At 70.9% G+C, this 24009-nt stretch carries 22 protein-coding genes and 5 pseudogenes; 12 read left to right on the plus strand and 15 right to left on the minus strand.

The annotated features are described in order from the left end of the window. Positions 1 to 45: 45 nt before the first annotated feature. Positions 46 to 1689, minus strand: a pseudogene (gene qcrB / locus MMF93_RS03980) (cytochrome bc1 complex cytochrome b subunit); the annotation flags it as partial. A gap of 2 nt (positions 1690 to 1691) precedes the next feature. Further along, positions 1692 to 2756, minus strand: coding sequence for a cytochrome bc1 complex Rieske iron-sulfur subunit (gene qcrA, locus MMF93_RS03985; RefSeq protein ID WP_242749589.1), 1065 nt, complete (start codon positions 2754 to 2756; stop codon positions 1692 to 1694). Positions 2757 to 2971: 215 nt separating this feature from the next. On the opposite strand from qcrA, the gene MMF93_RS03990 reads away from it, so the two are divergent. Next, the gene (locus MMF93_RS03990) at positions 2972 to 4126 is read left to right on the plus strand and encodes a phytoene desaturase family protein (RefSeq protein WP_242749591.1); all 1155 of its coding nucleotides are present in this window, start codon (positions 2972 to 2974) and stop codon (positions 4124 to 4126) included. On the opposite strand, the gene MMF93_RS03995 is transcribed toward MMF93_RS03990, so the two are convergent. Together MMF93_RS03995 and MMF93_RS33645 are read right to left on the minus strand one after the other, a co-directional pair. Then, positions 4116 to 4586: an AfsR/SARP family transcriptional regulator gene (locus MMF93_RS03995; protein WP_242749593.1), complete on the minus strand. Its 471-nt coding sequence runs from the start codon at positions 4584 to 4586 to the stop codon at positions 4116 to 4118. The genes MMF93_RS03990 and MMF93_RS03995 overlap by 11 nt on opposite strands. 23 nt (positions 4587 to 4609) lie before the next feature. Further along, positions 4610 to 4954 (minus strand): annotated as a pseudogene (locus MMF93_RS33645) (AfsR/SARP family transcriptional regulator); the annotation flags it as partial. Between the two features lie 541 nt (positions 4955 to 5495). On the opposite strand from MMF93_RS33645, the gene MMF93_RS04000 reads away from it, so the two are divergent. Continuing rightward, complete coding sequence (locus MMF93_RS04000; RefSeq protein ID WP_423835345.1) at positions 5496 to 7175, plus strand: adenosine deaminase family protein; 1680 nt, start codon at positions 5496 to 5498, stop codon at positions 7173 to 7175. A 117-nt stretch (positions 7176 to 7292) separates the two neighbouring features. Here MMF93_RS04000 and MMF93_RS04005 read toward each other — a convergent pair whose 3' ends face one another. Beyond that, positions 7293 to 9377 carry a WD40 repeat domain-containing serine/threonine protein kinase gene (locus MMF93_RS04005; RefSeq protein WP_242749595.1) on the minus strand — a complete coding sequence of 695 codons (2085 nt, stop codon included), beginning with the start codon at positions 9375 to 9377 and terminating at the stop codon, positions 7293 to 7295. Positions 9378 to 9627: 250 nt separating this feature from the next. On the opposite strand from MMF93_RS04005, the gene MMF93_RS04010 reads away from it, so the two are divergent. The 5 genes and pseudogenes from MMF93_RS04010 to MMF93_RS04025 form a co-directional block, all read left to right on the plus strand. Next, complete coding sequence (locus MMF93_RS04010; RefSeq protein WP_242749597.1) at positions 9628 to 10245, plus strand: NADP-dependent oxidoreductase; 618 nt, start codon at positions 9628 to 9630, stop codon at positions 10243 to 10245. A 10-nt stretch (positions 10246 to 10255) separates the two neighbouring features. Then, complete coding sequence (locus MMF93_RS04015; RefSeq protein ID WP_242749599.1) at positions 10256 to 10396, plus strand: zinc-binding dehydrogenase; 141 nt, start codon at positions 10256 to 10258, stop codon at positions 10394 to 10396. Between the two features lie 123 nt (positions 10397 to 10519). After that, positions 10520 to 11701, plus strand: a complete 1182-nt coding sequence (locus MMF93_RS04020) for a cytochrome P450 family protein (RefSeq protein ID WP_423835346.1) — start codon at positions 10520 to 10522, stop codon at positions 11699 to 11701. Positions 11702 to 11837: 136 nt separating this feature from the next. Continuing rightward, positions 11838 to 11981 (plus strand): annotated as a pseudogene (locus tag MMF93_RS33470) (beta-propeller fold lactonase family protein); the annotation flags it as partial. 12 nt (positions 11982 to 11993) lie between these two features. Further along, positions 11994 to 12197 (plus strand): annotated as a pseudogene (locus MMF93_RS04025) (IS701 family transposase); the annotation flags it as partial. Positions 12198 to 12355: 158 nt separating this feature from the next. Here the strand turns inward: MMF93_RS04025 and MMF93_RS04030 are convergent. Further along, entirely contained in the window at positions 12356 to 12721 is a 366-nt protein-coding gene (locus MMF93_RS04030) for a VOC family protein (RefSeq protein WP_242749601.1), read from the minus strand. Between the two features lie 10 nt (positions 12722 to 12731). Next, positions 12732 to 12947: a hypothetical protein gene (locus tag MMF93_RS04035; RefSeq protein ID WP_242749603.1), complete on the minus strand. Its 216-nt coding sequence runs from the start codon at positions 12945 to 12947 to the stop codon at positions 12732 to 12734. A 309-nt stretch (positions 12948 to 13256) separates the two neighbouring features. Here MMF93_RS04035 and MMF93_RS04040 point away from each other — a divergent pair. The 3 genes and pseudogenes from MMF93_RS04040 to MMF93_RS33650 form a co-directional block, all read left to right on the plus strand. After that, positions 13257 to 13789, plus strand: a pseudogene (locus MMF93_RS04040) (IS5 family transposase); the annotation flags it as partial. A 600-nt stretch (positions 13790 to 14389) separates the two neighbouring features. Continuing rightward, on the plus strand, positions 14390 to 14959 hold the full coding sequence (locus MMF93_RS04045) for an AAA family ATPase (RefSeq protein WP_242749605.1): 570 nt from the start codon (positions 14390 to 14392) through the stop codon (positions 14957 to 14959). 42 nt (positions 14960 to 15001) lie between these two features. Then, complete coding sequence (locus tag MMF93_RS33650; RefSeq protein WP_423835347.1) at positions 15002 to 15214, plus strand: Mu transposase domain-containing protein; 213 nt, start codon at positions 15002 to 15004, stop codon at positions 15212 to 15214. A 41-nt stretch (positions 15215 to 15255) separates the two neighbouring features. On the opposite strand, the gene MMF93_RS04050 is transcribed toward MMF93_RS33650, so the two are convergent. The 6 genes from MMF93_RS04050 to MMF93_RS04075 form a co-directional block, all read right to left on the minus strand. Then, on the minus strand, positions 15256 to 16824 hold the full coding sequence (locus tag MMF93_RS04050; RefSeq protein ID WP_242749607.1) for an MDR family MFS transporter: 1569 nt from the start codon (positions 16822 to 16824) through the stop codon (positions 15256 to 15258). Positions 16825 to 16923: 99 nt separating this feature from the next. After that, positions 16924 to 17538: a TetR/AcrR family transcriptional regulator gene (locus MMF93_RS04055; RefSeq protein ID WP_242749609.1), complete on the minus strand. Its 615-nt coding sequence runs from the start codon at positions 17536 to 17538 to the stop codon at positions 16924 to 16926. A 222-nt stretch (positions 17539 to 17760) separates the two neighbouring features. Further along, on the minus strand, positions 17761 to 18096 hold the full coding sequence (locus MMF93_RS04060; RefSeq protein ID WP_242749611.1) for a YnfA family protein: 336 nt from the start codon (positions 18094 to 18096) through the stop codon (positions 17761 to 17763). A 346-nt stretch (positions 18097 to 18442) separates the two neighbouring features. After that, on the minus strand, positions 18443 to 18817 hold the full coding sequence (gene crcB / locus MMF93_RS04065; protein ID WP_242749613.1) for a fluoride efflux transporter CrcB: 375 nt from the start codon (positions 18815 to 18817) through the stop codon (positions 18443 to 18445). Positions 18818 to 18866: 49 nt separating this feature from the next. Beyond that, positions 18867 to 19361: a fluoride efflux transporter FluC gene (locus MMF93_RS04070; RefSeq protein ID WP_242749615.1), complete on the minus strand. Its 495-nt coding sequence runs from the start codon at positions 19359 to 19361 to the stop codon at positions 18867 to 18869. Positions 19362 to 19556: 195 nt separating this feature from the next. Next, entirely contained in the window at positions 19557 to 20216 is a 660-nt protein-coding gene (locus MMF93_RS04075; RefSeq protein WP_242749617.1) for a cysteine hydrolase family protein, read from the minus strand. A 137-nt stretch (positions 20217 to 20353) separates the two neighbouring features. Here MMF93_RS04075 and MMF93_RS04080 point away from each other — a divergent pair, with 137 nt between their 5' ends. Continuing rightward, on the plus strand, positions 20354 to 20830 hold the full coding sequence (locus MMF93_RS04080; RefSeq protein WP_242749619.1) for a pyridoxamine 5'-phosphate oxidase family protein: 477 nt from the start codon (positions 20354 to 20356) through the stop codon (positions 20828 to 20830). Positions 20831 to 20888: 58 nt separating this feature from the next. Here MMF93_RS04080 and MMF93_RS04085 read toward each other — a convergent pair whose 3' ends face one another. Next, entirely contained in the window at positions 20889 to 22220 is a 1332-nt protein-coding gene (locus MMF93_RS04085) for an aminotransferase class I/II-fold pyridoxal phosphate-dependent enzyme (protein ID WP_242749621.1), read from the minus strand. Between the two features lie 35 nt (positions 22221 to 22255). On the opposite strand from MMF93_RS04085, the gene MMF93_RS04090 reads away from it, so the two are divergent. Beyond that, positions 22256 to 22942, plus strand: a complete 687-nt coding sequence (locus MMF93_RS04090; RefSeq protein ID WP_242749622.1) for a pyridoxamine 5'-phosphate oxidase family protein — start codon at positions 22256 to 22258, stop codon at positions 22940 to 22942. On the opposite strand, the gene MMF93_RS04095 is transcribed toward MMF93_RS04090, so the two are convergent. Next, the gene (locus MMF93_RS04095) at positions 22929 to 23975 is read right to left on the minus strand and encodes an EamA family transporter (protein WP_242749623.1); all 1047 of its coding nucleotides are present in this window, start codon (positions 23973 to 23975) and stop codon (positions 22929 to 22931) included. The two genes, MMF93_RS04090 and MMF93_RS04095, sit on opposite strands and share 14 nt — an antisense overlap. Positions 23976 to 24009: the final 34 nt, after the last annotated feature.

Genomic DNA, 24009 nt, shown 5'->3' on the forward strand with positions numbered 1-24009 from the left:
CTCACCCTGCCCGTGCTGCCCGTGCTGCCCGTGCTGCCCGTTCGCGTGCCCATGGCCGAGAGCGTGCGCCCCGGCGGCCTCCTCGTACTCCGCGGCGGACGGTTTGGCGATCTGCGCCCGCTCGCCGAACATACCCGCCGCGATCCGGGCGCGCAGCTTCTCCATGGGCGAGACCTTGCGGCGTACGCCGTGCTTGTCGGTCGCCGGACCCACCTCGTAGGGCTCGTACTGCTCGTGCGCGGTCAGCGTGTGCGCCTGAGCCTGCGACAGCGGCTCGTGCACCTCGACGAACTCACCGTGCGGCAGCCGCTTGATGGTGCCGGTCTCCCGCCCGTGCAGCACCTTCTCCCGGTCCTTGCGTTGCAGGCCCAGGCAGATCCGCCGCGTGACGACGAAGGTGACGGCGGGCACGACGAAGAGGCCGACGCGCACGAACCAGGTGATGGCGTTGATCGACAGGTTGAAGTTCAGCGCCAGTACGTCGTTGCCGCCGCCGGCCAGCAGCACGAAGTAGCAGGCGACCCAGGCCGCACCGATCGCGGTACGCGTCGGGGCATTGCGCGGCCGGTCGTTGATGTGGTGCTCCCGCTTGTCCCCGGTGACCCACGACTCGATGAACGGGTAGGCCGCGAGGGCCACCAGTATCAGGGGGAAGATCACGAGCGGGATGAACACACCCAGCACGAGCGTGTGACCCCACACATTCACCTCCCAGCCGGGCATGATCCGGATGAGCCCCTCGGGGAAGCCCATGTACCAGTCGGGCTGTGCGCCGGTGGACACCAGGTCGGCACGGTAGGGACCGATCGCCCACACCGGGTTGATGGCGAACAGGCCGGCGACAACGGCGATGACGCCGAAGACGAGGAAGAACATGCCGCCCGCCTTGGCGACGTAGACCGGCACGAACGGCTGGCCCACGACGTTGGTGTTCCTCCGGCCGGGACCCGCGAACTGGGTGTGCTTGTGGTAGAAGATCAGGACCAGGTGCGCGACCACCAGGGCCAGCATGATGCCGGGCAGCAGCAGCACGTGGATCGAGTAGAAGCGCGCCACGAAGTCGTGGCCGGGGAACTCGCCGCCGAAGAGGAACATCGACAGATACGTGCCGATGACCGGCGTCGAGATGATCGCCCCCTGCATGAACCGGACGCCCGTGCCGGACAGCAGGTCGTCCGGGAGCGAGTAGCCGGTCAGGCCGGTGAACATGGCCAGCACCAGCAGCAGGAAACCGAAGACCCAGTTCACCTCGCGCGGTTTGCGGAAGGCGCCTGTGAAGAACACCCGCATCATGTGCACGAAGATCGCGGCGACGAAGATCAGTGCGCCCCAGTGGTGGATCTGCCGGACCAGCAGACCGCCGCGCACGTCGAAGCTGATATCGAGCGTCGACTTGAACGCCTCCGACATGCGCACGCCCTGCAGCGGCACATAACTACCGTGGTACTCCACCTCGTTCATCGACGGGTGGAAGAACAGCGTCAGATAGACACCCGTCAGGATGATGACGACGAAGCTGTAGAGCGCGATCTCGCCCAGCAGAAAGGACCAGTGGTCCGGGAAGATCTTGCGCACGTTGGCCCTGGCCAGGGTGTAGATGCCGAGCCGGCCGTCGGCCCAGTCGGCGACCTTCTCACCGGCGGGCGCGTTCCGCTTCACCACGGCCGCGTCGTCGTCCTTTTTCCCCATACTCATCCACGCTCCCAGAATGCCGGGCCGACAGGAACCGCGAAGTCGCCCCGCGCTTCGAGGTAACCGTCCTTGTTGACGCTGATGTTGAGCTGCGGCAGCGGATGCCCCGCCGGGCCGAAGATCACGCGCGCACCGTCGGACAGGTCGAACGTCGACTGGTGACACGGGCACAGCACATGGTGCGTCTGCTGCTCGTACAGGCTGACCGGACAGCCCACGTGGGTGCAGATCTTCGAGTAGGCGACGATCCCCTCATGGGACCAGTCCAGCTCCCGCTTGTCCTTGATGTCACCCGGCTCCAGCCGGACGAGCATCACAGCCGCCTTGGCGATCGCCGCCTGGAAGTCGTGGTCGTCCTCCTCCAGGCCCTCGGGCCGCGCGAAGGCGAGCGAGCCGACGGTGATGTCCGCAGGACGCAGCGGCTGCTTGGTGTTCTCGTTGATCAGCAGCTTGCCCTTCGCCCACATGGTGTGCCGCAGCTTGTCCTCGGGCAGGGGCCCCAGATCCCGCAACAGGACGGCCCCGGACAGCGGCACCATCACCAGCGCGCCGAACATCGTGTTCCGGATCAGCTTCCGGCGGCCCAGCTGCGACTCCCGCGCGCCCTGCCCGAAATCCGTCAGGACCCGCCGCCGGACCTCGGGCCGTGCGGTGACGGGGTGGCGTTCCTGGACCAGCTCGTGGTCGGACATGAGGGTGCGCGCCCAGTGCACCGCGCCGGCGCCAATGCAGAAGAGGGCGATGCCGAGGGTGACGCCCAGGCCGGCATTGAGCGCGCTGACACGTCCCAGCGGCCAGACGTAGACGATCTTGTCGGGCGGGAAGGCCACGAAAGCGGCGATGAAGCCAACGGTGGCGGCCATGGAGACGGTGAAGACCAGGGCGACGGTGCGCTCGGAGCGTTTGGCGGCCCGCCCGTCGAGGTCCTGGACGCGGTATTCGTGCGGGGGCACGCCGGGATCGGCGACCGGGTCCCGTGCGGCGGCCCGGGTGCCCAACGGCTCCTCCCCCGGCCAGGCCGGCACCTGCTCCGCTGGCTCCTTTGGTCCGATCTGACTGCTCATGGCTTCCTAACCCCCGGCGAGAGGGGCCGTATCCCCTTGCAGATGGTCACCCCGATGATCGTCGCAGGCTCCGGCCAAGGATCGACCAAGGCGGACCCGCCACGGCGTCCAGGCCGCAGGCGCTGCCTGGCGTGACACTTGGGCGCCCCGCCCGTTGTACAGCGAGGGGTGGGACGTACAACCGCACAGACCGGAAGCAGAACGGAAGGTGTTCCATGGCCCCTGTCACCGTCACCGTCATCGGCGGCGGCTTCGCCGGCCTGGTCGCCGCGATCACCGCGGCCGAGTCGGGGGCCACGGTCACGCTGCACGAGGCCCACCGCACACTGGGCGGCCGGGCCCGCACCAGGAACGGTCCGTTCCGCACCAACGACGGCCCGCACGCCCTCTACAACGGCGGCCCGCACTGGGCCTGGCTCAAGCACCGCCGGCTCCTCAGCCCGCTCGCCCGCCTCCCCCTGCGCGAAGCCCTGCGCCTGCGCTACCACCGGCACGGCGCGCTGCGCCGCATGCCGCCACTCGGGCTGCTGCAGCTCGCACGGCACCGCGAGGCGCCCGTCGACACCGACTTCCACACCTGGGCGGCCTCCCTCGTCGGCGAGGACACCGCGCGCGCCGCCGCGAACTTCGCGGCCGTGGCCCTCTTCCACCACGACCCCGGCAGCCTGTCCGCGGCCTTCACCCAGGAGCGGTTCCGGCGTGCGGCCAGCCTCCCTCCCGAGGCGCACTACCCGCGGGGCGGCTGGCAGTCGCTCATCGACCGGATGGCCGGGCACGCGCGCCGACTCGGGGTGGACGTGCGTACGGGCGAACGCGTCACCGAACTCCCCGCCGACCGGCCCGTCGTCGTCGCCACTCCGCTGGCGTCGGCCGCCTCGCTCCTCGGCGACTCCAGCCTGAGCTGGCACGGAGCCCGCACCATGCTGATCGACCTGGCGGTCGCCCGACGGCCCGGCGACGCCTTCGCCGTCTCCGATCTGGACGCGCCCGGCTGGATCGAGCGTTTCACCGCGCAGGATCCCGGCCTGGCGCCGCGGGGCAACTCGCTGATTCAGGCGCAGTTCCCGCATGCCGCGGCGGAGTTGCGGCAGGAGGCCGTACGGCGCGGCGAGGCCCTACTCGACCAGGGCTTCCCCGGCTGGCGGGAGCGCACCGTGCAGCGCCGAGAGAGCGTCGCCGTCAACCGTACGGGCGCGATCGACCCGGTGGGCCACTCCTGGCGGGACCGCCCCGCCATCGACCGCGGCGACGGCGTCTACCTGGCGGGTGACCAGGTGGCAGCGCCCGGCGTGCTGAGTGAGGTCTCCTTCAACAGCGCCGTGCGGGCCGCACAGCGCGCACTCGCCGCGCCCCGGGCCACTACTGGCTGAGCACCTGCTGCTGGAGCCGGCTCAGCCGCCTGGAGGGCTCCAGACCCAGTTCGTCGATGAGCCGGGACCGCAGCCGGGTGAAGGCGTCCAGCGCGGTCCCGCGCTGACCCGAGCGCTGCGCGGCCAGCATCAGCTGAGCGGTGAACTCCTCGTGCAGCGGATGTATCGCCGTCAGCTCCGCCAGCTCGCCGAGCAGACCCCGGTGCCGACCGAGCCGCAGATCGGACTCTATGCGCAGCTCCAGCGCGTAGAGCCGCGCCTCGTCGATCTGGGCGATGCGAGCCGCGAGCATCGGCCCGGGCGAGATGTCGGCGAACGCCGAGCCGCGCCACAGGTCCAGCGCCTCACGCAGCACGGCGGCCGCGCGCTCCGCGTCACCCTCCTCCAGGGCCGCGCTGCCCCGCGAGAGCCCCTGCTCGAAGTCCCACAGGTCGAGTTCACCAGGGGCCAGAGGCAGCATGTACCCGTTGCCCTGGTCTCGATCACCTCGGGTGAAAGGTGCCCGAACGCCTGCCGGAGCTGGTACACGTACGTCTGCACGGTCTTGCGGGCCAGTCGCGGCGGTGCTTCGTCCCACAGCTCGTCGATGAGGAGGGACAGCGGCACGACCCGGTTCGCGTGCAGGAGGAGGACCGCCAGGGTGCGGCGGGCCATGGCGGCGGTCGGGGCGCGGTTCCCGGCGTCGCCGAAGCAGACCTCCATCGGGCCCAGCACGGCGATGTGCAGGGCGCTTTCGCGTAACCGCCGCTCAACTCCGAAGCCGCTACGGGCACCGTCCGGCTGCTTGTCGGGAGCAGGTGCCGAGTATGGTTCGACGGGCTTTCCCATGAGTAACCCTGAGAGTCCTCAACTCGCGGCTGCCAACGAAGCCTGCGCGCGCGGTCGCCCTGGATGTGGTGCGGCTGAGTGGGTGAATCTCATTCGCGAACGCCCCCGTGCGTTTGAATGCCTGTCCCCATCGTCCCCCGCCGACCGGAGGCGGATACGGGGCCATTCAATACGCTAAAGTGAGGTATGTAAACCGTGCGTGCCTCCGTGATCCCGACCTCTCCGGCGGCGGAGGATCTTCACGAAGAGCTGCTCGATGCTCGCGACGACGGCCGCGAGGGGCGGGCCAACAGGGCTCTACAGGGTACAGGGCGTTCTACCCGCTCTTGCCGGAGAGGACGTTGCCCCGGTCTCTCGTCCGGCGGCGGGCCGCCGACCCGGGTCTCGATGCCGTCGACGATCCCGCTCCTCCCACTGGCGCCAGGTTGGTTGATGACCCGGGCCGGCACCCAGCCGCACCTGACGACTGACGGTGGCACATCGCTCGCCCGTGGCCACTGGCGCTTCATACGCCGCCTCGGGGCAACCCCACGATCGAGTGATGTCACCGGGATCGCCGTCACACATCGCCCGACCTGTCGATCATGTTCAGGTGACTCATCGATCCCGAATCGGCCGCCGCCGGGTGCTGTACCCGACGGGCGCTGCCGCACTCTGTCTGCTGACTGCGCTGTCCGCGCTGCCGGCCGCCGCTCAACCTGACGAGGCCCGGTCCGACAAGGCCGGCCGCGCCGCCGGGCCCGCCGTCCGACCGCCCGCCACGCCCGCCGAGGCGCGCACCGCCGCCTACCTGGAATCCGCCCGCAACGACCCGGGCCGGCTGCGGGACTTCTTCCGGAAGCTGCCCAAGGGCGGCGACCTGCACAACCACCTCTCCGGCGCCGTCACCACCGAGTACCTCATCGAACTCGCCGCGCAGGACGGTCTGTGCATCGAGAAGAAGACGATGACCGCGGTGCAGCCGCCGTGCAAGGACGGTGCCCGCCCGGCCGCCGACGCACGCACCGACGAGGCGTTCCACGAGGAGTTGGTGCGGGCCTGGTCCATGGAGGACTTCCCGCAGGGCGAGTCCGGGCACGACCACTTCTTCGCTGCCTTCGGCAAGTTCGGCGAGGTGACCTGGCGCCATCCGGGCAAGCTCCTCGCTGAGGTCGCCGAGCACGCGGCCCAGCAGAACCAGTCCTACCTGGAGACGATGGCGACCCCCGCCTCCGAGGGCGCGAAGAAGCTCGCCGAAGAGGTCGGCTGGGACCCGGACCCGGCACGGATGCACCGCAAGCTCCTCGCCGGGGGCAAGCTGGACAGGTTGGTGGCACAGGCCCGGGAGGAGGCCGACCGCACAGGCGCCGAGTTCCGCACCGAGGCACGCTGCGACACCGCACACCCCCGCCGCGCTTGCCGGCTGCCCGTCCGGTGGATCTCGCAGGTCTCCCGCGGCAGTTCGCCCGAGCGCGTCTTCACGCAGATCGCACTCGGCCTGCGGCTGGCCGAACGCGACCCCCGGTTCGTCGCGGTCAACCTTGTCCAGCCCGAGGACGGGGAGAGCGCACTGCGCAACTACCGGCTCCAGATGCGGATGCTGAACTACCTGGGCAAGCAGTACCCGAAGGCCCACATCACCCTGCACGCCGGGGAGTTGTGGCCCGGGCTGGTCAAGCCGGAGGATCTGTCCTTCCACATCGGCGAGGCGGTGAACGTGGCGAAGGCCGAGCGCATCGGTCACGGCGTCGACCTCGTACACGAGAACAACTGGCAGAAGCTGGCCCGCACCATGGCCCGCCGGGAGACGGCCGTCGAGGTGCCGCTCACCAGCAACGCGCAGATCCTCGGTGTGAAGGGTGACGACCACCCGTTCAACACCTACCGCGCCTACGGCGTGCCGGTCGTCCTGTCCACCGACGATCCGGGGATCTCCCGCACCGACATCAGCCACGAATACCAGTACGCGTCCACCACCTACCGGCTGGGCTACCCCGAACTGAAGGACTTGGCGCGGGCCTCGCTGGAGTATGCCTTCCTGCCAGGCCGCAGCCTGTGGCGCGGCAACCCGACGCGCGACGGCTACCGGCCCACCTCGGCCTGCGCGAAGGAACGCCTGGGCAGCGGCAGTCCCGGCGGCGCCTGCGGCCGCCTCTTGGCCGACAGCCCGAAGGCAGCCGCCCAGTGGCGCCTGGAATCCGCCGCCGCCACCTTCGAACGCACACACGTCGGCAAGCACTGACCTCGACCTTGTGGCCCACCTCGCCCCGGCCCCGGCCCCGGCCAAGGAGCCGGGGCGGGGGCCGGGCCTCCAGTACCCCAGCGCCGAGGGCCGCCGCACACCCGGCGCCTGGGGAGGTCAGGGGAGCCTCCAGAGGCGTACGAGGGATCCGGCGTCCTCACCGCTCGAGGAGTACAGCCTGATACCGAAGGCCAACGTCCTGCCGTCCGGGCTGAACGCCAGGGACGCGGGTCCGGGGTCGTCTGCGTCGCCCCTCAGGGTGGCGGTCACCCGGCGACGCGCGACGTCCCACAACCACACGGTGTCGCTGCCGGCCGAGCCCCCCAGCGCCAGGGTCTTCCCGTCCGGGCTGAACGCCACCGGGGCGACACCGACGGCCGCCTCGATACGAGAGGTGTTGCCGGTACTGGTGTCCCACAGGGTGGGTGCGATGAAGGCGCTGCCGACGGCGACGTTCTTGCCGTCGGGGCTGAAGGCGATCCCGTCCGAAGCGCCCGCCTTAGGGAGAATCGTGCCAAGTTTTTCGCGCCCCTTGACCACATCCCAGAGTGAAACATTCTTGCCCGACGACCCGGCGGCCAGGTACTGGCCGTCGGGGCTGAAAGCCATCGCGGTGGCCGGCCTGTCGTCGGCCCCACCGATGTCGAAGCTGCCGATGACGCGGCGTGTGTCTGTGTCCCGGAATTCGATGAAGGCGCGGAAGTGCTCCGTGGCATCCTTCTGTCCGCTGATGGCCAGTGTTGTGCCGTCGTGACTGAAGGCCACCGTGCAGTCCTCGCCGTAGCCGTCGAAAACCGAGGTGACCCGACGCGCGGCCATGTCCCACAGCTGGACCTGCGCCTTCTCCCTGAGCTTCCCCTCACGCCTGTGCCCCGAGACGGCCAGGACGCCGCCGTCCTTGTTGAGTGCCAGGGACGTGTAGTCGAGGTCGCCCTCGGACAGAGTCGTGATCGTGTGGCCGGTGACCGCGTCTGACAGCCGGATGAAGGTCTTGGAAGGAGAGCTTTCGGTGTGACCGATACTGACCAGTTTTGTGCCGTCGGGACTGAAGGCCAGCGACCACGCGCCGACGCTTTTGAATGTGGCGAGTGGGTGGGAGAGAGCCGCCGGGGAAGCCGATGCCTTACGAGTCGAGGTGTCCCCCGGGTTGCCGCCGGCGTCCTTGCTGTTGGAATCTGGCCACAGCGCAGCTCCTATGCCCGCACCCGCCACACCGACTCCACCGAGCGCAGCCAGGAGCAGCGTGCGCCGCTGGAGACCTCCAGTCTGAGGGACGGCCGGGCCTTCCAGGCGCTCAGGGCTCTCCACGGTCGCCAGGACTGTCTGGGGCAGCGCGACCGCCAGCGCGGCGGTCATCGCTGTATGGTCCGCACTCCGCTCAGCGTCTAAGCCCTGGGCGGTCAGCCGCGCAGTAATCTCGGCCACGGACGGCCGTCGCGTGGAATCCTTGACCAGACAGGCGGCGATTACCTCGCGCACGTCGCCTTGGAGGTCATCAAGCTCGGGCGGCCGGTTGATGATTTTGTGCACGATGCCAGGGACGGAGTCCGCGTCGAACGGACTGTGGCCGGTGGCGGCGAAGCCCAAGACGCATCCCAGCGAAAACACGTCGCTCGCTGGTACGGCCGGCTCCGCCCGCACTTGCTCGGGCGACATGAACGCGAACGTCCCCACGACCGCGCCGACAGACGTGAGGGCGGAAGCGTCCGCTGAGCGGGCGATACCGAAGTCGATGATCTGCGGCCCGTCGCTTGCCATGATCACGTTGCCGGGCTTCAGGTCCCGGTGGATCAGTTCGCAGCGGTGGATCGCGGCGAGTCCCTCAGCGAGCCCCGCACCGAGCAGGCGTACCTTTTCCGGTGTGAGCGGTCCGCCCTTGCCGACCATCTCGTGCAGCGAAGGGCCCGCGATGAATTCCGTGACCAGCCAAGGGGAATCCGCTTGCGTGTCGGCGTCGACGACCTGCGCGGTGTGGATTCCTCCGACTTTGCGCGCAGCCTCAACTTCCCTGGTGAATCGCGCGCGGAACTGCGGATTTTCAGCGTACTCGGGACGGATGACCTTGACCGCTACCTTGCGCCCCTCCGCGGACGGGGAGGAGCCGACAAAGACCTGGCCCATCCCACCGGCCCCCAGCCGCCCCTCCAGACGGTAGCCGCCGATGGAGTCGGGGTCACCGGTGTGCAACGGCTGCATCCGCATCCTCACATCGCCCTCTTTGTGACGCGAGTCTCCAGTTGAGGAGGGGGCGTGTCAACAAACGGGCATGAGCGGACACGTGAGGACTCAGGGCAGGTAGGGGACGCGACGCGGCGTGTCCCCGTCACCAACCTCCCGGGACAGCACACCTAGGGGTTCTCCGCCCGTGCACCGGCCGAGAGCCCGCGAGGTGCTGGTGCGGGTGAAGGCAGCCGGCGTGAATCCGGTGGACGCGAAGTTCCGCTAAGGCGCCGTGCCTTGGGGAGCGCTGCCGTTCATCCCGGGCTGGGATGTGTCGGGAGTGGTCGAGACGGTCACGCCCGGCGTCACCCGCTTCGCACCGGGCGACGAGCTCTACGGACTGGTGCACTTCCCGTGGCGCGGCGGCGGCTACGCCGAGTACGTCGTCGCCCCGCCCCGCCAACTGGCCCACAAGCCTGCCGTTCTCACCCATGTCGAGGCCGCGGCGCTGCCGATGGCCGCACTCACCGCCTGGCAAGGGCTGGTGGACACGGCGAGGGTGGCGAGCGGGCAGCGGGTGTTGATTCTCGGGGCGGCAGGCGGGACGGGACACCTGGCGGTGCAGATCGCCAAGACGCGGGGCGCGTACGTCATCGGGACGGCGCGAGAAGACAAGCACGCGTTCGTGCGCGGCTTCGGCGCCGACGAGGCCGTCACCTACACCAGCACCGATGTCGCGGCGGCCGTGGGAGAGGCCGAGGTCCTCTTCGGTCTGGTCGCGGGGCCCGACGCGGAACGGGTGATGCAGGTGTTGCGGCCCGGCGGGGTCCTGGTGAGCGCCACCCGTGCTGCGGCTGTGCCAGGCGTGACGGAACGGCGCGCGATGCGTCAGTCTCGGCGTCGAGCCTGACTACGCCTCGTTGGAGAAGCTCAACGAACTGATCGAGCAGGGCCGACTGCGGGTGCACATCGAGCACGCGTTGCCGCTGACGGAGGTGACCGAGGCCCACCGGCTCATCGGGAGCGGGCGAGTGAAGGGGAAGATCGTCCTCGTTCCCTGAGCCGGGCGACCTCCTCCTTCGCCCCGCGATGATCCCCTCGGGGAGGGGCCGACCCACCTCGCGGGTGACGCGTTTCCCGCGTCGCGGGTGACGAACGTGTCGAGAGGAGAGGAGTCTGGCCATGTGAAGAAATCCCCGCAGGGTCAGCAAGACCCGTACAGCCCTGGTGGCGCCCAGCAGCCCACGTGCCCTGTCCAGCGAGTGCGGAGCGGCACGTCCGGGCACACCAGTTACCTCGTCACCGGATACGCGGAGGCCAGGCAGGCGCTCGGCGACCCGCGCTTGTCGAAGGACACCGCCGCCTTCTTCGCCGACAAGGGGTCCAGGCGTCGGCTGCACCCCGCCGTGGCGCGGAGCATGCTGGCCAGCGACCCTCCGCGCCACACCCGCCTGCGCAAGCTGGTCACCAAGACGTTCACCACGGGCGCGGTCGACGCGCTGCGCCCGTTCATCGCGCAGGTGACCGCCGCCCTCCTGGACCAGTGGCCCGCCTCTGGTCGGGTCGACGTGATCGCGGACCTGGCCATGCCTCTTCCCGTCACGGTGATCTGCGAGCTGCTCGGCGTACCCGAGGCCGACCGGCCGCAGGTCCAGCGCTGGTCCGCCGACCTCTTCGCGGCGGGCCACCCTGAGCGGATCGACGCGGCCTCGCACGAGATCGCCGCGTACATGACGGGCCTCATCGCCGAGAAGCGGGACCGCCCGGGCGACGCGCTCCTCGACCACCTCATCCTGGCCCGGGACGGTGCAGAGCAGCTCAGCGAGGAGGAACTGGTCTCCCTCGCCGTCCTCCTCCTGGTCGCCGGCCACGAAACCACGACCAACTTCCTGGGTTCCGCCCTCCTCGCGCTCCTCCAGCAGCCCGCCGACCTGGAACGGCTGCGCAGGGATCCGGATCTCGTGCCAGGCGCGCTGGACGAGATGCTGCGCCACGCCTCCCCCGTCAGCACCGCCACGTTCCGGTACACGACGGAGCCCCTCGCGCTGGGCGGTGTCGAGATCCCGGCCGGCGCCCCGGTTGCGGTGGCCATCGGGTCCGCCAACCGCGACCCCGAGCGCTTCGCCTCCCCCGACCGGCTCGACCTCGGCCGCAACGCCGGCGGTCACCTCGCCTTCGGCCACGGGATCCACCGGTGCGTGGGCGCACCACTGGCCCGCGCGGAGGCGGAACTCGCCCTGCGAGCGGTCTTCGCCCGTTTCCCGGAGATCCGACTCGCCGTACCTCCGGAGCAAGTGGCCTGGCGGCCGACCCGCTTGGTCCACGGGCCGGCGACCCTTCCCGTCCTCGTCCAGACGGCGACCTGAGGGTTGTCGATGCGACCGCTGCTCGGCGCTCGAAGAGCGTCCTCAGCGCATGCCACACCTCGTGCCGGTGGGTGCAGCACCTAGCCATTGGCCTGAGGTATAGCCGTCGCGCGCCACCATGAGGGGGCCTGCCGGCATGCTCGCGCACATCGGGTCGTTCACCTCCTCTGGAGGCCACGGCATCACTATCGCCCAGGTGGAGCCCACGGCAGGAGCCGTACAGGTAGTGCACACCACCGGTGCAGTGGCCAATCCTTCCTACCTCACCACGGACTCGGATGGCGGCCGGTTGGAGGTCCACGGCGGCAACGCGAAGCTGCGGACGGCTCTGGAAGCACGCGGCGTGAGCTACGTACTGGCCGTCGTCTGCTCGGCCGAAGTCCCCGCTGGCGCAGGCCGTTTCCGGGCAGACAGCCTGGCCAAACGGCTGCCGAAGCGAGCCCGGCAGGAGCTTTCCGCCGGGGCGGGTGCCAAGGGGTCTCGCTTCTACGACTATCCGGCCCGTCCACCATGCGACTCGCCGGCTCGATTGGTTCGACTGGCGGCGCCGCTGACAAGCCCGAGCCCGGGCCGGCCATTACCGTCGGCAAGGTGTGGTGGCTGAGCACGGCTGTCACCGTTGAGCGGGATGTGGATCGCAGTTCCGGTCGGCCGCTACCTGGGGGACATAACCTCGTACAGGTTCCCGGCGTCGTCGGTGAAGTACAGGCCACGAGGGCACAACGGGTGATCGATCCGGCCGTTGTCGGGCTCGCTGGGATCGTTGCCGTAGGGCGCCCCGGCGGCGTGGAGCCGGGCGAGGATGGCGTCGAAGGACGAGGGGTCCACGTCGAAGGCCAGGTGATGGCCGACCGGGTTCTCGACGGACATGAAGTCCAGCGTCAGAGAATCGTTGACCTGCACCGGCGCGAAATGCCGATGTGCACCTCGATACTCCAGCCCCATGACGGAGGCGAAGAAGCGTGCTGCCGTCTCGTTGTCGACGGCTGGGACAATGGTGTGGTTCAGCGTAATGGGCATGCTTCGCCTCTCAGTTCTCGGCCGGCTGGGACAGGACGCCGTGCAGGAAGACGTCGACGAGGTCGCGCACTCCCCAGTGCGTCGACGGATCCGCTGGCTCGCCTCCTGCCGGCGGCCTGCCAGCCCCGACGAACAGCGGCCCCAGGAAGATCAGTGCTGCCTGCTCGGGAGGCGACCGCAGCGACTCCCGCTCAGGCTCGAAGAGTTCGGCCAGCGCCTTTCGCACGGGCAGGGAACCTGCCGCACGCTCGGGCGGGGCCTCCGAGCTGCCGGGACGGCCACCTCGCACGAGGGAAGCGCAGCACGAACGATCATCTCCCGGCGACTGTCGGGACCCATTGCCGGCGCTCTTCGCCGACTTGATGTTGTCGTCATGGCCACAAGTATCGGAGTGAGTGCTCACTCCGGTCAAGGGGGCGTCGACCCGAGGGTGAGGCGTCCGCTCCGGCCGCGCTGCCCGACGTCTGAAGATCCCGCTGACCACGGACCTTTCCACTAGGGTCGGCAGCCTCCTAGCGTGGGGATCGTTGAGCGGATGGTGCCCGAGGAGTTGTGGGAGCTGTTTCAGCGGGTGGTTCCTGAGGCGCCGTCACGGCCACAGGGAGGCGGCCGGCGCCGCGACGGCGACCGTGAGGTGCTGGCTGCGATCGCGTGCGTGGCGACCTCGGGCTGCACGTGGCAGCAGTTGCCGGCGGCGTCCTTCGGGCCGTCGGGCGCGACGGCCCACCGCAGGTTCACTGAGTGGACGAAGGCCAGAGATCTGGGCCAGCTGCACCGTCTGGTCCTCGACGAACTCGGTGCCTGTGGCGACCTGGACTGGTCGCGGCGTGCGATCGACTCGGTGAACATGCGGATTCTGAAACGGGGGACCTGGCGGGTCCGAACCCTGTTGACCGGGGCGAGTCCGGCTCGAAGATCCACCTGATCACCGAGCGGACCGGTCTGCCCCTGTCCGTCGGCATCTCGGGGGCCAACGTCCACGACAGCCAGGCCCTGATCCCGCACGTGAAGGGCACACAGCGTGGTGGAATCGATCGGCAATTCCGCGGTCGTGAGTCTGGGGATCGCCCAATCCCATGATCGCGGCCAGCACACACATCGGCCTCACTCATCTCGGCGCCCGCGCACGCGCGTCACCTGGGACAGGACACGTCGAGAAAGGGCGAGTTCAGGTGTTCGAGTATCCGGATATGGTGAAAGACGAACTCTCCGTTCCGGACAGCCTGGCCGACCGTCTGCCGGGCCGGGGCGCATCGCGGTGCCGCTCGACCGGGTGTTGACCGAGGGCGCCCACCTCGGCTTCGACATCGTGCCGCACTCGATCGGGTGGTGCTGCCGGGCCATCACCCCGCGGCAGTCGAACTACCTCTTCGAGCACGTCGACATTTGGCAGGAGATCTACAGCCCCGACGAAAAGTTCTCAGCAGCCGCTACTCACTTACCCACCGAGGACACGCGGTTCGACGTCGCCGCCAGTCGACGTACGCGATTGCCAGTTGTATCGAGTATCTGCGGATGGTCGCCGCACGCTATGGTCTGCGCATGCGCCGGGAACCGAAGCCGGGCACGTGGGGCGTACTGAATTCTTCGCCACCGGGCATTTCCGTCCACGTTTCCACGCGCCGCGGCATCGCGCGACGCGACACAAGAGAGGAACCACCCCACCTCATGACCGAGAACTCCCCGGCCCGGTGCGGTGGGGAAGGCAACGGCGTCATCGTCATCTCGGGCATCTCCGCGGCGGGCAAGTCCTCCGTCGCGCAGGCCCTGGCCGAGCGACTGGACCGGTCGGCCCACGTGCGCGGCGACTCCTTCCGCCGCATGATCGTGGGCGGCCAGGTGAACATGACCGCTGAGCCGGACCCGGAGGCGCTCGCCCAGCTCCGGCTCCGGTACCGACTGGCCGCGGCGTCCGCCGACGCGTACTGCGCGGCGGGCTTCACCGCGATCGTCCAGGACATCGTGCTGGGCGAGCACCTGGCGGAGATGGCCGAGATGATCAAGAGCCGGCCGCTGGCCGTGGTCGTACTGGCACCGGACCCCGACGCGGTGCTGGAGCGGGAGCAGCAGCGCGCCAAGACCGGGTACGGCCCGGACTGGCAGCCCCGGGACCTGGACGCGGTGCTGCGCCAGAGCACCTCGCGGATCGGGCTGTGGCTGGACACCTCGGGCCAGACGGTGGACGAGACCGTGGACGAGATCCTCAAGCGCGCCTGGACGGAGGGCGCCGTCTCCTGAAGTGCACGCTCTCGCCCCGGAGTCGTCCCTCGAACAGGAGTCGTGCGCTGCGCACCGCAGCCATCGGACCGCACGGAGACCGGTCCGCTGCCCGGCGAACCGTTCGAGACAGGTCGAGTATTCGAACGGCGGGTCGACCGCTACGGCCGGATTCCGGTCCGCGCCCACCGCTACTCGGCCCCGCTCACACTCGCGGGCTCTCTGGCCACTGATCGCCGTCGGCACTCGTCGGCAAACGCCGTCCCTGCACGTTGACGAAGCCAGCCGACCTGCTTCGCCGTGACCCGTGCCGGCGGTCAGGAGCTTCGGGGAGGCGCCGGCGGAGGGCCGAGCGGAACCTCGCGGACGAGAACCGCGGACACCACCGCGACGATGCCGGCGACCACACCGGCGAGCGCCACCACGTGCAGGCCGTCGGTCACCGCGCTCGCCCACGCCTCCTGCACCCGCGCCGGGATCCGGCCGAGCGACTCCACCTGGTCGTCACTGCCGGAGGCGACCAGTGAGGACGCGTCCCGCGCACCGATCCTGTCGGTCAGGCTGCCGCTCAGCCGGCCGGCGTACAGCGCCCCGAAGAGCGCCACCCCCATGCCCGTGCCGAGTGTCCGGGTCAGCGAACCCACTCCCATGGCAGCCCCCATGTCGCGCGGTTCGACGGCCGTACGGGAGATCAGCACCGTGTTCTGGACGAGGCAGCCGAGCCCGACGCCGATCGGCACGACGTACAGGGCGCCGAGCAGTGTGTTCGTCCCCGGGCTGAGCAGGAGCAGCAGGACCATGCCGACCGTGAGGGCCGCGCTGCCGGTGATCGGGAGGATGCGGAAGCGTCCGGTGCGGCGGATCCACGCCGACCCCGTCCTCATCATCGACACCATCCCGGCCATCATCGGGAGCAGCAGGAGGCCGCTGCCGATCGAGCTGACACCCTTGGCGTTGTGGGCGTACAACGGCAGGAAGGTGACCGGCACGACCATGGCCGCGCCGAAGACGAAGCCCAGGATCTGCGCGAGGGCGAAGTTGCGGTGCCGGAACAGCCGCAGCGGCACAACGGGTTCGGCCACCCGCTGTTGCACCCACACCAGCGCGGCCAGCGCGAGCACTCCGGCGGTGGCGAGGCCGATGATCCGCGAGGACCCCCACGCGTAGCTGTTTCCCGCCCAGGTCGTCACGAGCGTCAGGCACACGACGCCCGCGGTCAGCAGGACCATGCCGAGGTAGTCGATCCGCACCTTCTTCCTCGGCTTCGGCGCGGCGGGCAGGCGGACGCCGACGAGCGTCGCGAGAACGCAGAGGATGCCGAACGGCACGTTGATGTAGAAGATCCAGTGCCAGCTCCACGCGTCGGTGACCAGGCCACCGATCAGCGGCCCGCCGACGAGTGAGACCCCCATCAGCAGCCCGGTCCACGACCCGGCCTTCGCCGACTCCTGCGGGGTCAGCAGCACGCTGGTGATCGACAGGGCGCCGACCACCAGCCCGCCGGCTCCGAACCCCTGCAGGGCGCGAAACACGATCAGCTGGGCCATGTCCTGCGCCAGGCCGCACAGCATCGACCCGGCCAGGAAGAGCGCCACCGACAACAGGTAGATCACCTTGCGGTCGTACAGGTCGCTCAGCTTGCCCCAGATCTGCGTGGACGCCGCGATGGCCAGCGAGTACGCCGTGATCACCCAGGCCAGGGACGTCAGCCCGCCCAGGTCCGCCACGATCTTCGGCAGTGCGGTGCTCACGATGAAGTTGTCCATCATGCCGAGGAACATGCCGAGCAGGAGGCCGCCGACGCCGAGCTTGAGGTGGCGGTCGCTGCCCGCCGCGGACACCGTCGGCCCCGCCTCGGCCTCCCCTTCGGCGGTTGTGTCTGACATGGCGGCTCGTCCCCTCCCCACGGGCTCGGAATCGCCCACGCGGCCTGCTGCGTCGGTCAGCCGGCGCGCTGCCCGCCCCCGTGGGGCGGCCGCTGCCGGTCACCGCTCGGGCGGCGGCAGCCCTTCCGAGATGCGGGTGATCACCTCGCGGAGCAGGTCGGGGACCTTCACGGGCTCGTCCGCGTGCACATAGCGGTCCAGCACGGTGTTCACCGCGGTGACGGTCACGCGCGCGACGAGTCGCGGATACAGGTCGTTGCGCGCGTCGGTGCCCGTGCGTGCGGCGATCGCGTCGACGAGAGCGTCGACCGACGCCCGCGCCATGGCCTCCTGCATCTGAGGCATCAGGGTCAACTCGCGCAACTCGACGAGCTGCTCACGTGTCGGCCGCCCGAACGGCGCTCCGTCCGCCCGCAGCGGCTCGACCACGGCCTCGGCGATCGCCGTCCACAGCGGCTCGTCCGCGGGGCGGGCCCGCAGCAGCTCGGCGCTGCGGCGCATCCGGTCACCCAGCCGGTAGGCCAAGGCCTCGTACTTGCTGGCGAAGTAGTTGCCGAACGTGCGCGGTGACACGCCGACCCGGGCCGCGATGTCCTCCCGCACGAGGTTCTTCAGACCGCGCTCGTACAGCAACTCCACGGCGGCGTCGCTCAGCGCCTTCCGAGTGTCGCTCTTCTTGCGCTCACGCAGACCCAGCGCCGGCTCATCGGACATGACGTCACGATAGAGCTGAAGATGCCTACTCAGCAACTTTGCCGTCTCGGCATTTTTATTCGACAGGCACTCCGGTCCGCCGCCCGCACCCCGGGACTCGATACCGGGCGTGTCTGAACCGTGCGGCGCATGCGAGCGGTTGGCATGCACACCAAGCGGCCAAGCGGCTGAGACATGTCGACCGCTCCGCGACAGCAGCGGCGGCAGGGCAGCGGCGCGCCGTCAACGGCCGCGCGGCGCGTACATGATGAGGGCCATGCCCACGAGGCAGACCAGAGCGCCGATGACGTCGAAGCGGTCGGGCCGGTATCCGTCGGCGACCATGCCCCAGACGAGCGACCCGGCCACGAAGATCCCGCCGTAGGCGGCGAGGATGCGCCCGAAGTGGGCGTCGGGCTGGAGGGTCGCCACGAAGCCGTAGAGACCGAGCGCGACGACGCCGGCGCCGATCCACACCCAGCCCTTGTGCTCGCGGACGCCCTGCCAGACCAGCCAGGCACCCCCGATCTCGAACAGGGCGGCCACGACGAACAGGGCGACTGAGCGAGCGACAAGCACAGTGAGGATGTTCCTTTCCGGGGAGACGCGGTGGGGGGCGGTGTCCGCCAGGCGGTGGCGGTTCTCAGCACGCGGAAGATCCCGACCCCGGTGCCTTCGGACCCGTGCCCGACAGGAGGACGGCGACCGGCGCTCTCACCGGGCAGCGCGCGGTGTCCACGTACGCCGAGCAGCGCGCGGTGCTCACGTACGGCGGCGGCATGGGCCGACGTGGAGCGCCGACCCATGCGCGAGCGCGAAGCGGGAGACGACTTTACCGATACGTGAGTGTGCGCTGTGCGGCTGCGGGCCCGGCCCGTACGGCTGCGAGCCGGGGCATCCGGCCGCATGCCCCGGCTCCGCAGCCTCACGCCCAGATGGCGTGGGCGAGCGCGGCTCCGGTGAAGGCCGCTCCGAGACCGGCCGCGACGCCGGCCGCGACGTTGGCGGCGGCGAAGAACCGGTCACCGTTCTCCGCGAGGCGCAGCGTCTCGTAGGAGAAGGTGGAGTAGGTGGTGAGGGCTCCGCACAGGCCGGTGCCCAGGAGCAGTTGGGTGTGTGTGGAGGCCGCCCCCGCGGTGGCGGCGCCGGTGATCAGGCCCAGGAGCAGGCTGCCTGCGACGTTGACGGTGAAGGTGCCCCAGGGGAAGACGGTGTCGTGCCGGGACTGCACCGCGCGGTCCGTCAGATACCGCAGCGGTGCGCCGGCCATCGCCCCGACGATCACGAGCAGCCAGTTCATCGCGGACCTCCCGGTCGTGGTCGGGCGGACGGGCCGCCGATGGCGCGCCTCACCGCTGCCTCCAGGCGAGGGCCCGTCGCGTCAGCGACGCCGCCGCCCACACGGCCGCCACGGCACCGGCCACCGTGAGGCCGAGACAGGCGAGGGCCGTGCGGGGGCTGCCTTCCTCGATGAGGCGCTGGATGTCGGTGGCGTAGGTGGAGAACGTCGTGAAGCCGCCGAGAACGCCGGTGCCGAAGAAGGGCCGCAGGAGCCGGTGGGCCGATCGAAGCTCCGTGAGCACGACCATGAACAGGCCGATGAGCGCGCAGCCGGTGACGTTGACCAGCAGTGTGGTCCACGGGAAGGTCCCGGCCTGTGTCGGCCACAGCAGGGAGGCTCCGTAGCGGGCGGCGGCCCCGATGCCGCCGCCGAGGGAGACGGCGGCCACGACGGGGGCGTGTCGCCGGCGCAGCTCGTCGCGCTGGGCGGGGACGCGCAGGTCGACATCCGGGTCGACGGGTTCGTTCGGCACGGGGTGCGGGCCTCGGCCGTGTCCGGCCATGTGTCGTCTCCTACTCGTCGGGCACGCCCGTGCAGGCAGGCGTGCGCGTGCACAAGTAGGGACCGTTGGCGGCGCCCTCGCCGCGGTTCGGTTACGGCGGGCCCCACCGCCGTCGCGGCGGTCGGGGACCACCGCTCGGGCCAGGATACCGTCCCTGACCGGCTCCCTCCCCTCCGGCCGAAGGCACCGGGGTGATCACAGCGGCGGGGCGGTGACACCGGCGGACACGGCCTCCCAGCAGGCGCGGACCGCGTCCGCCGTGGTGACCGTCGCCACGAGAGCGAGGGTGTGCCGGACCATGGCGGGCGTGTAGTCGGCGGGTACGCCCGCGATGGCGTCGGCGGGGATCACGGCGGTGTAGCCGAGGTTGACGGCGTCGAAGACCGCGTTGGGCACGGCCACGTTCGCCGAGACGCCGGTGACGACGAGTGTGCGGATCCCCAGGTTCCGCAGCAGTGCGTCGACCTCCGTGCCCGCGAGGGGCGAGAGGCCGTGCAGCCGCCGTACCACCAGGTCACGCTCGGTGACGGGGAGGGGTTCGGCGACCTGAACGGCGGGCGAGCCGGGCTCCTGCCGTACGGGGAGCCGCTCGGCGGCGCGGAAGAGCCGTGCGTTGCGGCCGGAGCCCCGCCCGTCCGGGCGCCGCTCGGCGATCGCGTGCAGCACCTGCACGCCGGCACCGTGCGCGGCACCGGCGAGCTGCGCGACGCGCCGCAGCACCCCTGACTCCCGTGTGGCCTGGGCGAGTTCGGGCAGCGCGCTGTCCTCGCCGACGACGCCGCGCTGGCATTCGACGGTCAGCAGGGCCGTGGTGGCGGGGGCGAGCTGGGCGGCGAGCCGTGCGTGCGGGGGCATGCGGGAGCTCCCCTCTCCTGGTGGAAGTGGAGGCAGGGTAGGAGGCATTGCGCCGGACGGGAAGAGCCCGCATGCTTTTCCTGACAGGGTGTCAGTTGCCTCGGGCCACGAGCCGGGCGTACGGAAGGCGGAACGGCATGGCCGTCACCAAGCAGCGGCGGGGGCGCCGGATCATGATGACGTCCGAGGAGCTCGACGCCTTCCTGAGGGACCGGCGCACCTGCCGGGCGGCGACGGTGGGTACGGACGGCGCCCCGCATGTGAGCGCACTGTGGTTCGTGTGGGACGGCACCTCGCTGTGGCTCTACTCGCTCACCCGCAGCCGCCGCTGGGCGCAGTTGCTGCGGGACCCGCGGATCGCGGTGGTGGTGGACGACGGCGAGGGGTACGGGGAGTTGCGCGGAGCCGAGCTGACGGGGCGGGTGGAGTGCGTCGGAGAGGCGCCCCGCACCGGCGCGCACTGTCCGCGACTGACCGAGGTGGAGCGCCTGTTTCCCGCCAAGTACTTCGGTCTGGCCGAGATGCCGCACGACGGACGGCACGCCTGGCTGAGGCTCACCCCCGAGAAGGTCGCCTCCTGGGACTTCCGCAAGCTCGCGCCGGCTCAGTCGTAGCGTCCCGCCCGCTCAGCCGTAGCCCCCCCCCGCCCCCTCAGCCGTAGCGCCCGCCCGCTCAGTCATAGCGTCCCGCCCGCTCGGTGCGCAGGGCGGCGGCCATGTCGTCGGCGAGGCGGTCGATGCCGGGTGGGGTCAGCGGCGAGACGGTCAGCCGCACGCCCGGCGGGGACGCCAGCCGGAAGCGTGCGCCGGGCGCTGCCGCCCAGCCCGCCTGGAGCAGCCGGGCCACGGTGCCCGTCTCGTCCCGCACGGGCACCCAGACGTTCATGCCGCTGCGCCCCCGCGCCGCCACGCCCCGTTCCGCGAGCGCGTCGAGCAGGGCCGTACGCCGCGCGCCGTACGAGCCGGCCACCCGGGCCGCGTCGACGGCCCCGGACTGCCACAGGTGAGCGACGGCGCGCTGGAGGAGGTGGCTGACCCAGCCGGGGCCGAGCCGCTGCCTGCCGCGCACGCGGTCGACGGTGAGCCGGTCTCCGGTCAGTACGGCCAGCCGCAGGTCGGGGCCGTAGGCCTTGGCGACGGAGCGGACCAGGGCCCAGTGCCGGGTGGCGCAGGACAGCGGATGCAGCGGCAGGTCGACGATGCCGTGCCCGTGGTCGTCCTCGATCAGCAGCGTGCCCTCCCGTGCCGCCAGTACGGCGCGCAGCTCGCGGGCGCGGGCGGCGGTCACGGCGGCACCCGTCGGATTCTGCGCGCGGGAGGTGACGACGACCGCGCGCGCCCCCTGTCCCAGGGCGCGTTCCAGCTCGCCGGGGAGCGGCCCCTCGTCGTCCAGCGCGACGGCCAGCGGGCGCAGCCCGAGGGCGGGGATGAGGTCGAGGAGGCTGCCCCAGCCGGGGTCCTCGACGGCGACGGGGTCACCGGGGCGCAGGTGGGCTCCGAGGACCCGCTCGATGGCGTCGAGGGAGCCCGAGGTCACCGCGAGCGGCCCGGCGGCGACACCGTCCGCGTCGAGCGCGGCGCGGGCGAGTGCGGCGAGAGCGGGGTCGGTGTCGGGGGCGCCGTAGAGGACGGGAGCACGGGCGGCGGCATCGGTGGAGGCCGCCAGCGCGGGGCCCAGCGGAGGCAGGAGCGCCGGGTCGGGGTTGCCGGTGGAGATGTCGAGGCCGCCTGCGGGGGGTGTGACCCGGACGGATTCGCGGGGGGCTGTGGCGGGCCGTTCCCGCACGCGGCTCCCCCGCCGCCCCGCCGTCTCGATGACGCCGCGCTCGCGCAGCGTGCGGTACGCGGCGGCCACCGTGTTGGGGTTGACGCCCAGTTCGGCCGCCAGCTCGCGCATCGGCGGCAGCGGGTCACCGGGGGCGAGGGCTCCGCTGCCGACGCCGCTCTCGACACTGGCCGCGATCTCCGCTGCGCCGCGGCCTTCGACCCTGTAATCTCCTAGCACAAAAAACATTATGCACTAGTGCAAAAGGAGATGCCATGGCGAGCCCGCTGCCCGACGAGACGACCACCCGCACGCCGTACGCGCGCACGTCCCGCACCACCGGCACCAGGGCGCGGGAGCGGATGTCCTACGACCGGGAGGCGGTGCACGGCATCCTCGACGCCGGCTACCTGTGCCACCTCGCCTTCGTCCGCGAGGGCCGGCCCGTCGTCCTGCCGACGCTGTACGCACGCGTGGGCGAGCACCTCTATGTCCACGGCTCCACCGGATCCCGGCCGCTGCGTGAGGCGGGGCGCTCCGCGTCGGGGATGCCGGTGTGCGTGACGGTCACCCACGTGGACGGGCTGGTGCTGGCCAAGTCGGCGTTCCACCACTCGATCAACTACCGCTCGGTGGTGGCACACGGAGACGCGTACGAGGTCACCGACCACGAGGAGCGGCTGGCCGCGCTGGACGCGGTCGTGAACAACGTCGTGCACGGGCGCGCGGACGACTCCCGCAGGGCCGATCCCAAGGAGTTGGCGGCGACCGCGGTGATCCGGCTGGCCCTCGACGAGGTCTCGGCCAAGGTGCGCACGGGCGGCCCCAACGACGACCCGGAGGACCTGGACCTGCCGTACTGGACCGGCGTGGTGCCCGTCTCCCCCGCCTACGGCACCCCCATACCTGCGGACCACCTCAATCCGGGGACCCCCGTGCCCGGCTACCTCACCGCGCGCTGACGTCCCGGTCCGTCTCGGGGGTCCCGGTGGATGCCGCGACCGGGGCCTCCGCGACGGGAGCGCCCGAGGCGGAAGCGCCCGGCTGCGGCGCTGGGGTGGAGCGCTGCGCGATGAACGCGCCCGTCAGCACCAGGGCACCGCCAGCGAGCTGGACGGCGCTCAGGTGTTCGCCCAGCAGCACCCAGGCCAGCACCGTCGCGATGACCGCCTCGAGGCAGGCCACCACGCCCGCGACCGGCGGCGAGAGCAGCCGCACCGAGACCACCCCGGTGACGTAGGCGGTCGCGGTGGACACCAGCACGATCCAGGCCAGCAGCACCAGCCCGTTCACATCGGTGCCGTCCATCGCGGCGCTGTGGCCCAGAACCGCCCAGTCCGTGTTCCACGGCCGGGCGATCAGCGTCAGCGCGAGCGCCCCGATGAGCAGGCCGTAGGCGATGACCCCCAGCGGGTCGGCGGGCCGCCGGGCGGCTTGCCCCTCCTCGGCGGTGCTGCCGTGGTCGGAGAGGACGAAGTACCCGACCTGGCAGCACGCAGCCCCCAGCGCGAGCAGCAGCCCGAGCCCGTCGAGCCGCAGCCCCGCCCACACCTCGACGACGCAGCTGAGGCCGCCGACGGCCAGCACCATGCCCACGGCGGCGGCCCGCGTCACCCGGCGGCGCTGCACGAACCTGACCCACAGCAGCACGAGCGCGGGCGCCAGGTACTCGATCAGCAGCGCGACGCCGACGGGGATGCGGGAGAGCGCCGTGAAGTAGAAGGCCTGCACCCCGGCGACGGCGAGCAGCCCGAAGCCCAGCAGCAGCCAGGGGCGCTCCCGCACCAGCGACCTGTGCCGCCAGGCGAGCGGCAGCAGCACCACGGCCGCGCCGGCGGCCCGCAGCCAGGTGACGTGGAGCGGCTCGAGACCGGCCTCGATCAGCGGCTTGGCCGCGACGCCGGAGCTGCCGAAGGAGCAGGCGGAGACGAGCGCGAGAAGCAGTCCCGTGGTGCGGGCCCGCGAGGCGTCCAGGGACGAGGAGGTGACGTGCATGAACACATCATGTCAACGCCCGTCAGGAGTGTCA

This window comes from Streptomyces tubbatahanensis, from assembly GCF_022699385.1.
GTDB lineage: Bacteria > Actinomycetota > Actinomycetes > Streptomycetales > Streptomycetaceae > Streptomyces > Streptomyces diacarni.